We start from the raw sequence: 14,264 nt of genomic DNA, 5'->3' as shown, positions 1-14,264 counted from the left end.
CGCTCACCGCGGTCCCTCCCCCCTCAGACCGACACCTTCCGGCCAACCCCTCCGGTCGACCGCCACCACCCGGAACTCCGCCGTGTGCCGAGCGCCCGCGGCGTCGGTCAACCACAGCTGGTCCGGACCGGGCAGCATCTCGCCCACGCCCATCGGGACGTCGGGCTTCTCGCGGTCCAGCGCGCGCACCGCGTGCGCGAACAGCTCGACCGACGGCTGGCTCTCCAGATCCACGTAGAACGGCTTGTGCTCCACCGGGCTCTTCACGAACACGAACCTCGGCATGCCGTGCTCCCGTCGCCAGGCCTGCGCCCGCAGGAAGCGGGTCGCCTCGTCCGGGGCGAACGCGAACGCCGACCTCGCGGCGGGCAGCCGCCAGCCCTCCCGGGCGACGACCAACCGGTCCAGGCTGACCCGGGGCGTGTGCGCGCCCGCGGGCAGCAGCCGGAAGTGCTGCACCAACTGCGCCATGACCTGCTCGTTGAGCAGCTCGACCAGGTCGACGTCCACCCGACCGTCCCGGCTGCGCGCCACCAGCCGCCCGCCGCTCTCGGTCACCTCGCACGCGCCGACCGGCACCGCGTCGCGCAGCCCCGGCCCGCACGCGTCGTGCCCGAACACGATCTTCAGGTCGTCGGGCGAGACGAGGGCGTCGGCGAGCCGCTGCGGCGTGCCGCCTTCCTCGCGCGTCGTGGCCAGCACGATCCGCGGCCCGGCCATGTCGTGCCGCATCGCCGCGCGCAGCTGGGCCGGGTCGGGGTGCTGGGACACGAACAACGCCGACCGCATGGTGTTCACGCCGGGGTGCACCTCGCCGAGCACCCACCGGTAGTCGCCCGCCCGGATCGCGTCCTCGTCCCGTGCGGCGATCAGCACGTCGGGGCTGTGCTGGACCGCGCCGCGCCACCCCGGCCGGGGCGCGGCGAACGCCTTGAGCACGGCGTCCCGCACGTCGCTCACCCGGTAGTGGGCCTCGCGCCCGGTCGGCGCCTGCCCGAGGGCCTTGGCCCAGCGGTCCTGCAGGGCCCGGACGAGCCTGCCGATCAGCCGTTCGTCGAGGCGGAAGATCGTGTCGTTGGCCCACAGCCAGAAGTCGGCCAGCCGCACGCGGTCCGAACCGGTGGCCGCGACCCGTTCCCGGTACACCTCGCGCAACGCCCGCCCGTACAGCGCGGAGCCCGCGGAGGTGAACCACCGCGCCGCTTCCAACACCAGCGACAGCGGCGTCCAGAGCGTTTCCACCAGCGCGGGGGAGAGGGTGACGTCGAGGTCGCGCCGGCACTCCTCGTGCACCACCGTGCGACCGGCGTAGAAGAGGCCCGGTCGACGCACGGCCGCCGTGCCGGTGATGGCGGTGAACGTCTCGTGCAACCCGTCGATGGCGCGCACCAGCCGGTCCGGGTCGCCGACGGCGGCGGCGACCGCGTCGCGTCCCCGTTCGATCCGGTGGAGCGCCCGCTCGGCCCCGGCGCGGACCTCCGGGTCGCCGATGGCCGCGATCTGCTCGCGCAGAGCGGTTTCCGGCACCAACGCCTCCGGCGGCACCTCCAGGGTCCACGCGATCCGCTTGGCCTGCCGCAGCCGTTCGAGGGTGGCGAGCACCCCGTCGAGCGGCAGGTCGAGGTCGAGCGCGATCTCGGGTGCGCGGCGCAGGCCGTCGCAGGCGGCGAGCACGGCCGCGTCCGCCGCGGGCAGCCGCACCGGATCGGTCATCGGGACGTGCATGGTGTCGCCCACGACGTCCACGAAGGGCATCCGCCTCGGCACCGCCCACGGCCGCACGGCGTCCGTGGTCAACGCCTCGGCCAGCTGCTGGACGGCCCAGTTCTCCAGGTAGGTGGTGCGCGAGGCGATCAGGTCGGGCCCGGGTCTCGCGGTGATCGCGGCGGGCGCGCCGTCCTCGATCCTCGCCCACCCGACCGGCCCGAAGAACCCGATGGTGTCGTTCTTGGCGCAGTAGCGCTGCAGGTAGCTGACGACGGTGTGCTCCCAGCGCCGGTAGTCGACGTTGCGGGACGCGGAGCGTTCGCCGGACAACGCCCGGTGCAACGCGTCGACGGCGGTCTGGAGGGCACGGGGGTTCTGCCAGGCCACGGCTTCGCGGAACCTGGCGTCCCCGCTGACGGCCCGCAGCACCTCGGCGGCGGCCTCCCGGCCCGCCTCGAACCGGGCCGCGTACTCGACGAGCAGCGCGTCGTGCCGGGTCGCGGCGTCCTCGGCGGCCGCCAACGCCGCATCGACCTCCGCGTTGTCCGATGCCGTCGACGGGCCCGCGTCCTCGCCGGCCTCCGGGCCGACGACCAGCACCGCGGCCGGTCCGCCGTCGGCCTCGGTCCTCGCGGATCCCGCCACCAGCGCTACGGGCGCTTCCTCGATCGGCAGCGCGACCACCACGGGGTTCGGCGCTGCAGCCAGCGCCGTGCGGGCCTCGGCGAACCGGCCCTTGCGCACCAGCCGACCGATCCGCCGCAATGCGGACCGCCGCTCGCCGCGCGCCCGGTCCTCGACCTCCCGCAGCACCCGGAACGCCGTCCACCGCGCCTGGCCCACCGCGTCCTCTGCCGCCAGCACCGCCTCCGCCGCGCGCGCCGCGTCCGGGCTCGCCACGGCCAGCAGCGGCTCGACGCCGAATCCCGTCCCGCGCAGCTCGACCCACCGCCACGCCGCCCAGTCACCGCCGCTCGGCAGCACCAGGTGGTCCGCGACCGGCCGCGCCGGCGTGCGCGGCGCGGGCACCAGGTAGGCCGACCGGTCCCGCCGGGTGATCGGCACGCCGCAGGCCGCCGAGCCCGTCGCCGCGTCCAACACCGCCGCGCACGCCGCCAGCGTCCGGGCCCGGTGCAGGTCGGCGACCGGCACCTCGACCCCGAACTCCTCTCGCACCCGGAACGCCAACCGCACCGCGAGCAGCGAGTTGCCGCCCACCGCGAAGAAGTCGTCCTCGGCGAACACCTCCGGCGCGCTGAGCAGGTTCTCCCACAGCGCCGCCAACCGCCGTTGCGTGGCGGTCGACGGGCGGGTCCGGTCCGTGCCCCGCGCGCCCGGGGCACGGACCGACCGCAGCGCCGCCCGGTCCACCTTGCCGCTGCGGTTCAGCGGCAGCTCCGGCAGCGGCACGTACCGCGCCGGGCAGAGGTAGGCGGGCAGCCGTTCCGCGACGTGCGCGCGCACGTCCTCGACCTCCGACGACCCGGTCGGCACGACGAACGCCACCAGGTGCCGCGCGTCGTCGTCGCCGACCGGTAGCACGGCCGCCGCGGCGACCGCCGGGTGCTCCCGCAGCACGGCCTCGACCTCGGCCGGCTCCACCAGGAACCCGCGGACCTTGACCTGCCGGTCCGCGCGACCCAGGAACTCCAGCACGCCGTCCGGCCGCCACCGCGCCAGGTCGCCGGTCCGGTAGAGCCGCCCACCGGGCGCCGCCCCGAACGGGTCCGGCAGGAACTTCGAGGCGGTCAGCCCCGGCGCGCCCCAGTACCCGCGCGCCAGCCCGTCGCCGCCCGTGTACAGCTCGCCGGGCACGCCCACCGGCACGGGCCGCATCGACTCGTCCAGCACGTACACCGTGGTCCGCTGGATCGGCGTGCCGATCGGCACGGTCGCGCCCACGTCGTCGGCCGACCGCACGACGTGGCACGCGGTGAACGTGGTGTTCTCCGTCGGCCCGTACCCGTTGACCACCGGCTTCCCGCCGCGCGCCGCCAACGCCGCGCGCACCGCGTCCGGGGCCACCACGTCCCCGCCGGCCAGCAGCTGCTCCACGTCGGCCACCAGCGACGGGTCGAGCTGGTGGAACAGCCCGGCGGTCAGCCACAGCACGCTCACCCGGTGCACGCGCAGCAGCTCGGCCAGCACCGCAGGGTCGAGCGGACCGGAGGGCGCGGGCACCACCCGGCCGCCGGTCAGCAGCGCGCCCCACACCTCCAGCGTCGTCAGGTCGAACGCGGTCGCGGACAGGTGCAGGAACGTCTGCCCCGGCCCGAACCGCGCGAACGTCGGCCGCGTGACCAGTCGAACCACACCCCGGTGGGGCACGGCTACGCCCTTCGGCTTACCGGTTGACCCGGACGTGTAGTTGACATAAGCCACGCTTAATGGATGCGCGAGGACCGCCGGAGATACGGGAGACTGCTCTGAAAGGTCTAGTTCCGGCATCACGACCGACGCCACGCCGTCCGGCAGCGCGCGTGGCCGATCCGAGACCACCAGGGGTGTGCCGGACTCGCGCAACGCCACCGCGTCCCGTGCCGCCGGGTTCTCCGGGTCCAGCGGCAGGTAGGCCGCACCGGTCTTCACCACGGCCAGCACCGCGGTCACGAAGTCCGCGCCACGCGGCAGCGACAGGGCCACCGGGCGGTCCACCCGCGCGCCCCGCGCCAGCAGCACGTGCGCCAACCGGTTCGACCGCTCGTCCAGCTCCGCGTAGCTCAGCCACCGCTCGCCGTCGAACACGGCGTCCGCGTCGGGTCTCAGTCGCACCTGTTCGGCGAACAAGTCGGGCACGGTCGCGTCCGCCGGGTAGTCGATCGCGGTGTCGTTCCACCCCGTCAACACCCGCGCCAGGTCACGCGGCTCGTCGAGCTGCCGCACGGGCCGGTCCGGCGCTTCGGCCATGCCCGCCAGCAGGTCCCGGACCTGCGCCAGCACCGCGTCCGGCGCCCAACCCGGGAACCGGCCGGTGTCGTGGATGAGCTGGAAGCTCAGGCGGGGTTCGGCGAACGCGTACAAGGTCAGGGCGTAACCGGGGGTGCGCAGGATGCGGACCCGCCTGCCCGGCGGCGCGGACGGCCGCGCGGCCAGCACCGTGCCGAGTTCGCGGTGCTCGAACAGCACGAGGCTGCGCATCAACGACACGTCGTGCCCGGCCGCACCTTGGATCACCGGCAGCGGGCACAGTTGGTGGTCGCGCGCCCGCACGGACCGTTCCCGCACCGATCGCAGCCAGTCGGCCACCGACGCGTCCCGGTCGACCGGCAGCCGCAGCGGCACGGTCGCCAGCAGCAGGCCGAGCATGTCCTGCGCGCCTTCGACGGTGCCGTGGCGCGCCGCCCGGGTCACCCCGAAGACGGCCTCGTCGGCGTGCGCGTGCGCGGTCAGCACCAGGCCCCACGCGGCCAGCACCACGGTGTTCACCGTGACGCCCGCCCGTTCGGCCAGCGCCCGCACGGACTCGGTCTCGGCGTCGGAGAGGTCGAGCGCGGCCGTGGCCATGACGGGTGTGCCGGGGCCGGCGTGCTCCAGCGGCAGGGGAGCGGGCTCGGCCGACCCCGCCAGCTCCGCGGCCCAGAACCGTTCGTCGGCCAGCCGTTCCGGGTGCCCGACCGCGATCCGGGCGTCGTGCCAGCGGGCGTAGTCGGCGAAGTCGGGGCGTGCCGTGAACTCCAGCGCGCCGCCGGCGAGCCTGGCCGCGTAGTCGTCGTCCACCTCGGCCAGCAGCATCGCGAGCGACCGGCCGTCGAGGATCGCGTGGTGGAACGTCGCCACCACCACGTCGCCGGGCAGCGCCACGACCCGCAGCGGCGGCCCGGCCACCGGGTCCACCCCGGCCCGCCGGTCGGCGGCCAGGAACGCCTCCAGGTCCGTCACCGAGCCGTCCGCCAGCACCGGGACGTCGTCGGCCGGCCCCGGCCACTGCTCCATGCCGCCGTCGGCCCGCCAGGTGAACCGGGTGCGCAGGACCGGGTGCCGTTCGACGGCGGCGCGCCACGCCGCGAGGTACGCGGCGGCGTCCAGACCGTGCGGCCAGTGCTGCACGCACTGGATGACGTCGGTCCCGGCCGACGGGTCGCGCAACCCGGCCGCGATCATTCCGCTCTGCAACGGCAGAGCGGGCGCGAGTCGTGGCGCAGAATCCGTGTGCACAAAGCCTCCCCGACGAATGTGTTTCGGGCGCGCATGACCGAACCGGCCGCCGGGAAATTCCCGGAGGCCGTTTCCGGACAACGTGGGGCACCCCTTTGGCGCGGACGTTCGGTAATGCGCGGGGTGTGGTCGGGCGGAGCGTCAGCCGCGGTGCGCGGCGACGTGCTCGCGGACGCTGCGCGGGCGCATGTCCGTCCACACCCGGTCGATGTGGGCCAGGCAGTCTTCCCTGGTGCCACGCGTTCCCTCGGTCCGCCACCCGGGCGGGAGGTCCCGGTCGGCGAACCAGACCGAGTACTGCTCCTCGTCGTTCACCACGACGAGGAATTCGTGGTAATTGGCGTTCTCGTCAGTCATGCAGTGTTCTCCTGCCCTGGGCGGATGCGGGCGGGTCGCCGGTCCGCGCAACGTTACGCCGCGCGTCTCGTAATGTGGAATCCTCTGAACGGTCGAACCCTTCATTCGCTTTGTGCGGTGCGGACTATTTATCCTTCCTATGGAACGTCGCGCGCCGTGTCCGGTCGGTTACCAGAGGCTTTCCCTGGTCGCTGCCGGTCAATTCCAGGCAGCCACGGAATCCGCAACCTTGTTATCGCTAACAGATGGGCGTGATGCGGCCGAACGGCCCAATGTGTCGAAACCCTTCGACACCAGGGCGCTGCGTCACGTGCGAAGACGCGCGGCTATTGAACCGTCGCCGATCGTGCTGTTAGCGTTAACAGACGCGAGGTCGAGTGGCCGGTGATCCCGGTCCACCCGCACCCGCCACCCGCCGCCACGCCCTTCCACCGGCCCGCACCGGCTTGCACGCCGGCGGGCCGACCGTGTTCGTCCATGCAGCGTCGCAGGGAGAGCAACCATGAGATCGCCTTATCGGAGCGCGCGCCGCGGCGGCGTCGTCCTCGCCACCGTGGCCACGCTGCTCGGTGGGATCACCTCGGCTCTACCGCCCACCGCGTCGGCCGCGGTGGTCGACACCAACGCCTCGTACGTGTTGGTCAACCGCAACAGCGGCAAGGCGCTCGACGTCTACGACCTCGCCACCGCCGACGGCGCGCGGATCTCGCAGTACACGCGCAACGACGGCGCGTGGCAGCAGTGGCAGTTCGTGGACTCGGGCGGCGGCTACTACCGGTTGAAGTCGCGCCACAGCGGCAAGGTGCTGGACTTCGCCGACACCGCCGACCGCACCGGGTTGACCCAGTGGACCGACCGCAACGGCACCAACCAGCAGTTCCGGCTGGCCGACTCGGCGGGCGGGTTCGTCCGGCTGCTCAACCGCGCCAGCGGCAAGGCCGTCGACGTGCTGGACTTCTCCACCGCCGACGGCGCGCAGCTCATCCAGTGGCCGGACACCGGCGGCACGAACCAGCAGTGGCAGCTGGTCAAGCTGGGCGCGTCCGCGCCGGGCACCTTCACCAACCCGATCAAGCGCAACGGCCCGGACCCGTGGATGCAGTACTACAACGGGTACTACTACCTGGCCACGACGACGTGGAACTCCACGATCACGATGCGCCGGTCGCGGACGCTGGCCGGCTTGTCGACCGCGGCCGACCAGGTGGTCTTCAACCTGACCCGCCCGAACGGGTGCTGCAACATGTGGGCGCCGGAGTTCTTCCTGCTCAACGGCCGGTGGTACCTGTACTACGTGGCCGGGCAGAACGTGTCGGACTACAACCCGACGCAGCGGCTGCACGTGCTGGAGTCCTCGGGCACCGACCCGATGGGCCCCTACTCGTTCAAGGCCGACCTGGGCAGCACGTGGGAGCTGGACCCGAGCATCCTGCAGCACAACGGGAAGCTGTACCTGATGGGCAGCGCGATGGACGGCACCCAGTCGCTGACCATCACCCCGATGTCCAACCCTTACACGCTCAGCGGATCACGGCGCACCATCTCCCAGCCGACGCTGTCCTGGGAGCGGCAGACCGCGCCGGTCAACGAGGGCGCCGAGCCGCTGTACCACAACGGGAAGACCATGATCGTGTACTCGGCCAGCGCGTGCTGGGGGCCGGACTACAAGCTCGGCCTGCTCACCCTGACCGGCTCCGACCCGCTCAACCGGTCGCACTGGACGAAGTCGCCCAACCCGGTGTTCCAGCGCAACGACGGCAACGGCGTGTACGCGCCGGGCCACAACGGGTTCTTCAAGTCGCCCGACGGCACCGAGGACTGGATCGTCTACCACGCCAACGACTCCGCGTCCGGCGGCTGCGACATGAACCGGTCGACCCGCGCGCAGAAGTTCACCTGGAACTCGGACGGCACCCCGAACTTCGGCACGCCCGTCCGGCTCGGCACCACCCTCACCGCGCCCTCCGGCGAATGAGACTCCCCCGGGGCGGGTGTCTCCCGCCCGCCCCGGGGTTCCCCCGAAAGGCACACGGCTGATGCTGCAACGACGCACACTGCTGGCCGGCGGCCTGGCCTCGCTGGCGCTGGCCCGGACCGGGGTCGCCGCCGCGGCGCCCGGTGACTCCGCCTACGTGATGGGCTACTTCACCGAGTCCCCGAACAAGGTCGCCGACCGGTACGCGCTGCACCTCGCGGTGAGCACCGACGGGCTCACCTGGACCCCGCTCAACCAGGGCAACCCGGTCGCCACGCCGACGGCGGGCACCGGCGGCCTGCGCGACCCGTTCATCATGCGCAAGCAGAACGGCGGGTTCGTCGTGCTGGCGACCGACCTGACCGGCACCGACTTCACCAAGCAGAACCAGTACATCCACGCCTGGGACTCGGCCGACCTGCGGTCGTTCACCGGGTACCGCAGGCTCAAGATGCACTCGATGCCGACCCACACGTGGGCGCCGGAGGCGTTCTGGGACGCCGCGCGCGGCCAGTACGGCATCCTCTACTCGGCCAACAGCGGCGGCCGTGACGCGTTCTACGTCAACTACACCACCGACTTCGTCACCGTCGGCGCGCCGCAGCTGTTCTTCGACCCCGGCTTCAACGTCCTCGACGCCACGATGCACGTCGGCAACGGCGCCAACTACCTGTACTACAAGAGCTTCGCCGACGGCCGCCTCTACGGCGCGCGGTCGAGCACGCTCAACCCGCGCAGCTTCGACCGCGGCACCTACACCAGCGGGGTCGTCAGCGGCGGCATCGAGGCGCCCATCGTCGTGAAGGCCCACAACCGCAACGAGTGGTGGCTGTGGGGCGACTCGTTCTCCCCGGTGAACGGCGAGCTGTACGCGTGGCGCAGCGGCGACATCAACGCCAACTCCTGGACGCCGCTGACCAAGGCCCAGTACACCCAGCCGCTCAACGCCAAGCACCCCACCATCTGCGGCATCACGGCCACCGAGCACGCCAACCTGCTGTCCCGCTGGGGCGCGCCGAGCTGGAACCGGATCAAGTCCTACAACTTCCCGGACCACCTGATCCGGCACGCCGACAACGTCGGCCGCATCGACCCGTACCCGTTCGACCCCTACCAGGACTCGCAGTGGCGCCTGGTCCCGGGCCTGGCGTCGTCGGCCGGGGTGTCGTTCCGCTCGGTCAACTACCCGGACCGCTACCTGCGGCACGTGAACTACGCGATCACGCTGGCGGCCGACGACGGCAGCCCGACCTTCGCCGCCGACGCCACCTTCCACCGCGTCGCCGGCCTGGCGGACAGCTCGTGGACCTCGTTCCGGTCGCACAACTTCCCCGACCGCCACCTGCGGCACTCCGGTTACGTCCTGCGCATCGACCCGATCAGCACCACGTCGGACCGCGCGGACGCCACGTTCCAGGTCGGGCACTGACCCAAAGGTCGGTCCGATCGGGCTGTGGGCGCGGCACCTCGGCGGCGTGCCGCCCCCACAGAGCTCCCTACCCCGGCAGCCGGTCAAGCGTCCGGGAGACGTTCTGGTCGACGATGTCGAGCATCCCGGCGCGATCGGGGAAGTCGCCGTCCAGGAGTCGCAGTGGACCCGCCACCAGTGAGAGGCAGGTGGCCAGGCGGTAGAACGCCGGCCGCGCGGGGTCGAGGCCGGGGTCGGCGAAGTGGCGGTAGTGCGGCCCGAAGCGCAGCTCCAGGAAGGCGGACCGACACCAGGTCCCGTGGCCCGAACACCTCTCGCGCCACCCCGCGCAGGTCATCGACCCCGAGGTGCCCGCGCCTCGCGCTCTCGTCCGCCGCCATGCCGCGCGTGATCACGCACGCGCGCCGGGACTGTCGCCGCATTTCGCCCTCGTCGGCAGGCACGGCCAGGCATGATCAGGGCGGGGGTGGGCGATGTCCAGGGTTGTCACGTGGTCCGTGTGCGGGCTTGTCGTCGCCTTGGCGTGGGGCGTGTCGGCGCAACCGGCGTCGGTGGCAGGGGAAGCTCGTCCGTGGTCGGGTGCCGTGTCGTCGACGGAGGTCGAGGCGGCCTGGGCGCGCTGCGCCGAACTGTCGGGCACCGAGGACGCTTTCACCCTGGGGCCCGCGTGGCGGCGAGAGGACGGACACCTCCTCATCGGTGCCATCTCGGGCAAAGTGCTGGTGAAGTGCAGCGTCCACGAATCGGGTGTCTCGATCACCTCTACCGATCCCTCCGCCACCGCGTTCCGCGAGCAGCCGTTCGCCACGATCATGCTGTCGGACTACGGGGATCGGCCGGGGTTCACCATCGTCGGGTACGCGGGCCACGACGCCGCGGCGGTGGAGTTCCGCGGCCCGAACGGGCGGGTGATCCCGGCGCAGGTGAAGGCAGGGGTGTTCCTGGCCGACCTGTCCGGATCGACGGACTACCAGGACGGGAAGCTCGTCCACGTGGTCTTCGACGCGACCGGAGCGGTGATCCCCGGCCGCTGAGCCGCGTCACGGCAGGATCGAGTCGACGTAGCCGCCGTCCACGCGCACGGCGGCGCCGGTCGTCGCCGATGCCTGCGGTGAGGCCAGGTACACCACCAGGTTGCCGATCTCCTCGGGTTCGATGAGCCGGCCGAGCAGGGACTGCGGCCGGTGCACGCGCATGAACTCCCGCTGCGCCTCCTCCCACGGCAGCGAGCGGTCCACCAGTTGGTAGACGAAGTCCTCCACCCCGCCGGTGTGCGTCGGCCCCGCGATCACGCAGTTCACCGTGACGCCGCTGCCCGCCGCCTCCTTGGCGAACCCGCGCGACACGCCCAGCAGCGCCGTCTTCGACACGCCGTAGTGGATCATCTCGGCCGGGATGACCACGGCCGAGTCGCTGGCGATGTACTGCACCCGGCCCCACCCGCGCTCCCGCATCCGCGGCAGGTAGGCGCGGGTCAGCCGGACCGCGGCCAGCACGTTGACCTCGAAGTACCGCCGCCACTCGTCGTCGGTGATCTCCAGCGCCGGCCGCGCGCCGAACACGCCGACGTTGTTCACCAGGACGTCCACCTCGGGCAGCGCCGCGATCAGCGACGCCGCACCCTCCGCCGTCGACACGTCCGCCGCGACGCCGAGCACGTTCGCGCCCGGCACCACTTCCCGCAGCCGTGCCACCGACTCGTCGACCACGTCGGCCTTGCGCCCGTTCACCGCCGTGCGGGCGCCGGCCCGCGCCAGCGCCGTCGCGATCGCCTCGCCGATGCCCTGCGTGGAACCGGTGACCAACGCCGTCTTCCCGCTCAGATCCAGGTGCATGGCGACCATGATCGCGCAAACGGCGCAACGCCGCCGTTCACGAGTACAGCGCGCCCAGGAACTCCACCAGCAGCCGCTCCCGCAACGCCGGGCTCGCCGCCGCGAGCAGCGCGTTCACCGTAGCCATCCGCTCGGGCAGCACGCCGTCACCACCACCCATGCCCGCCGCCGCGAGCAGCCCGCCGAACTCCTCGGGGGTGAGCGAGTCCGGCTCCAGCCCGCCGACGAACGCCACGACCTCCGGCGCCACCCGCACCGGCCCGGCCGCCACGGCGGCCTCCACCGACGCCCTCAGGTCGGCGAGCAGCTCCGACTCGTGCCCGGCGTTCGCCGCGGTCACGGTGAGGTGCAGGTTCGCGGGGGAGGAGCGGTGGGCGAACTGCGGCTGCACGTACCAGTTCCGCGCCTTCATCTCGTCGGCCACCGTGAACACGTCGAAGTCGTCCCGCGCGGCCGCGACCGCCAGCAACGTCGCCGACGGCTCGCCCAGCACCCGCAGGCCGTCGATCTTCCCGATGCCCTCGCGCAACACCCGCGTGCTCGCCAGGGCCTGGCGCGCGAGCGAGCGGTACCCGTCGTCGCCGACATGCCGCAGCACGGCCCACGCGGCGGCCAGCGGACCACCTGATCGGGTGGACTGGGTGGTGGAGTTCAGCATCGTGTAACCGGGCCACGCGGCCGACGCGAAGTACTGCGCCCGGCGCAGGTCGGCCGACGCGTGCAGCAGCACGGACGTCCCCTTCGGGCAGTACGCGTACTTGTGCAGGTCCACCGAGATGCTGGTGACGCCCGGCACGGAGAAGTCGAACGGCGGCGCGTCCGGCGCGTGCGGCAGCACCCACCCGCCGATGCACGCGTCCACGTGGCAGCGCACGCCGCGCTCGTGGGCCGCGGCCGCGATCTCGGCCACCGGGTCGACCACCCCGTGCGCGTACGACGGCGCACTGGCCACCACCAGCACCGTGGACTCGTCGATCGCCGCCGCCATCGCCGCCGGATCCGCCCGGAACGTCCCCGGGTCGACCGGCACCGCGACCACCCGGACGCCGAAGTAGTGCGCGGCCTTGTGGAACGCCGCGTGCGCGGTCTCCGGCAGCACCATCGACGGTCGCGTGACCTCCGGCCGCGAGTCCCGTGCGGCGACCACCGCGAGCAGGCACGACTCCGTGCCGCCCGACGTGACCGTGCCGACCGTCGCGTCACCACCGCCCAGCAACCGGGCCGCCGTGCGCACCACGTCGTTCTCCAGGCGCAGCAGGCTCGGGAACGCGGTCGGGTCGAGCCCGTTCACCGACGACGCCAGCGCGTGCGCGGACGCGGCCAACTCGTCCAGGCCCGGCAGCGCGCTGTCGTACACGTAGGCCAACGTCCGCCCGCCGTGCGTGGGCAGGTCACCGGCCCGCAGGGCACGCAGCTCGGCCAGCACGTCATCGGTCACGCGGTCTCCTCACGCAGCAGGGGCAGGGCCGCCAACGCCAGCACGGCCGGGATGACGGTGAAACCGAGCAGCGCGGCCGTCACCGCGCCGGAGGACTGCACGGCCGAGCCGTCGGTGCTCGCGACGTACCCGCCGAACGCCAGGACCAGCCCGTACACCCCGGGACCGAGCGCCAGCCCCAACGTCTCGCCGGCCGTCCACACCCCGGAGAACAGGCCCGCGCGGGTCGCGCCGGTCCGCCGCTCCTCCGCGGTGATCACGTCCGGCAGCATGGCCAGCGGGAACACCTGCATGCCCGCGTAACCCACGCCGATCACGGCCATCAGCGCCAGCACCGCCGCCACCGGCAGCACCCGTGCGGCGGTCAGCCCGGCCACCGCGACCGCGAACAGCACCGACGCCGCGACCAGCCCGACCCGCTTGCCGTGCCGCCGCCCGACGCGTTGCCACAGCGGCATCACCAGCAGCGCGGGCCCGACGAACCCGGCGAACAACGCGGTCTGCAACCCCGGCTCGCCCACCACCAGCCGGGCGAAGTAGTCGACTCCGGCGAGCATCGTGCCCAGGCCGACGGCCTGCACCACGAACACGGCCAGCAGCAGCCGGAACGGCCGCGACCCGCGCACCGCCGCCACGAGCTCGCCCAGGCCGGTCGCCGCGGACACCCGTCGTGACGCCGGCGCGCCGCGCGTGCCCGCGAACGTGGCCAGCGTGCCGAGCACCATCAGCGCCGCGACGGCCACGCCCATCGCCGGGTAGCCGGCCGCGTCACGCACCGCCGGCGCGCCCGCGCCGCTGACCAGGATCGCCAGCGCCAGGAACGCCATCCGCCACGCCATCAGCCGGGTGCGCTCGTCGTAGTCCTCGGTGATCTCCGCGGCCATCGCCACGTACGGCACCTGGAAGAACGCGTACGCGGTCGCACAGGCCAGGAACACCAGCGCCACGTACACGACCGCGCCCGTCCCGGTGAACGGCCCGGCGAACAGCAGCGCGAACAACACCGCCGTCACCAGCCCGCCGCGCAGCAGGAACGGCCGCCGCACCCCGGCCCGGTCGCTGAGCCGGCCCGCCACGGGGTTGAACAGCACGTCCCACGCCTTCGGCACGAGCACGAGCAGGCCGGCCACGGCGGCGGGCACGGCCAGGCCGTCGGTCAGGTAGGGCAGGAGCAGCAGCCCGGGCACGGTGCCGAACGCGCCGGTGACGAACGACCCGGTCGCGTACCCCGCCCGAACGCCGCGCGTGAGCTGCCGCATAGGCGGAAGAGTTTCGCATTCGACCCCCTACCTGCGCGAGGGGCGACTTCGGGATGGATGGCGCGGTCGGGTCGGACGTGCCGCGCGGCCGCCAGTTGGGACGGGCCGC

9 protein-coding genes are annotated in these 14,264 nt (G+C 73.0%); 3 read left to right on the top strand and 6 right to left on the bottom strand.

Annotated elements, in window-relative coordinates; genetic code table 11:
* Positions 1 to 3: 3 nt before the first annotated feature.
* Positions 4 to 5,862, bottom strand: coding sequence for an amino acid adenylation domain-containing protein (locus tag ACZ7GX_RS22000; RefSeq protein WP_498779049.1), 5,859 nt, complete (start codon positions 5,860 to 5,862; stop codon positions 4 to 6).
* Positions 5,863 to 6,003: 141 nt separating this feature from the next.
* Positions 6,004 to 6,219 (bottom strand): MbtH family protein, encoded by a 216-nt coding sequence (locus ACZ7GX_RS21995; protein ID WP_498779048.1) that lies wholly within the window; start codon positions 6,217 to 6,219, stop codon positions 6,004 to 6,006.
* Between the two features lie 502 nt (positions 6,220 to 6,721).
* Between ACZ7GX_RS21995 and ACZ7GX_RS21990 the strand changes: the two genes are divergently transcribed.
* Both ACZ7GX_RS21990 and ACZ7GX_RS21985 read left to right on the top strand, forming a co-directional pair.
* Positions 6,722 to 8,194, top strand: a complete 1,473-nt coding sequence (locus ACZ7GX_RS21990; protein ID WP_498779047.1) for a family 43 glycosylhydrolase — start codon at positions 6,722 to 6,724, stop codon at positions 8,192 to 8,194.
* 61 nt (positions 8,195 to 8,255) lie between these two features.
* Positions 8,256 to 9,623, top strand: a complete 1,368-nt coding sequence (locus ACZ7GX_RS21985; RefSeq protein WP_498779045.1) for a glycoside hydrolase family 43 protein — start codon at positions 8,256 to 8,258, stop codon at positions 9,621 to 9,623.
* 67 nt (positions 9,624 to 9,690) lie between these two features.
* Here ACZ7GX_RS21985 and ACZ7GX_RS21980 read toward each other — a convergent pair whose 3' ends face one another.
* On the bottom strand, positions 9,691 to 9,960 hold the full coding sequence (locus ACZ7GX_RS21980) for a hypothetical protein (protein ID WP_498779043.1): 270 nt from the start codon (positions 9,958 to 9,960) through the stop codon (positions 9,691 to 9,693).
* A gap of 247 nt (positions 9,961 to 10,207) precedes the next feature.
* Between ACZ7GX_RS21980 and ACZ7GX_RS21975 the strand changes: the two genes are divergently transcribed.
* The gene (locus ACZ7GX_RS21975; RefSeq protein WP_498779042.1) at positions 10,208 to 10,657 is read left to right on the top strand and encodes a hypothetical protein; all 450 of its coding nucleotides are present in this window, start codon (positions 10,208 to 10,210) and stop codon (positions 10,655 to 10,657) included.
* A 6-nt stretch (positions 10,658 to 10,663) separates the two neighbouring features.
* On the opposite strand, the gene ACZ7GX_RS21970 is transcribed toward ACZ7GX_RS21975, so the two are convergent.
* The 3 genes from ACZ7GX_RS21970 to ACZ7GX_RS21960 are packed head-to-tail and all read right to left on the bottom strand — an operon-like array spanning position 10,664 to position 14,155.
* A complete protein-coding gene (locus ACZ7GX_RS21970) occupies positions 10,664 to 11,458 on the bottom strand; it encodes an SDR family NAD(P)-dependent oxidoreductase (RefSeq protein WP_498779040.1) in 795 nt (264 codons plus the stop codon).
* Positions 11,459 to 11,495: 37 nt separating this feature from the next.
* Positions 11,496 to 12,896 carry a pyridoxal phosphate-dependent decarboxylase family protein gene (locus tag ACZ7GX_RS21965; protein WP_498779038.1) on the bottom strand — a complete coding sequence of 467 codons (1,401 nt, stop codon included), beginning with the start codon at positions 12,894 to 12,896 and terminating at the stop codon, positions 11,496 to 11,498.
* Complete coding sequence (locus ACZ7GX_RS21960) at positions 12,893 to 14,155, bottom strand: MFS transporter (RefSeq protein WP_498779037.1); 1,263 nt, start codon at positions 14,153 to 14,155, stop codon at positions 12,893 to 12,895. The genes ACZ7GX_RS21965 and ACZ7GX_RS21960 overlap by 4 nt, the downstream gene beginning before the upstream one ends.
* Positions 14,156 to 14,264: the final 109 nt, after the last annotated feature.

The organism is Actinosynnema sp. NPDC037264 (assembly GCF_055603705.1).
Note: the sequence above shows the minus strand (reverse complement) of the source record. Positions and strands in the feature narration are given on the sequence as shown.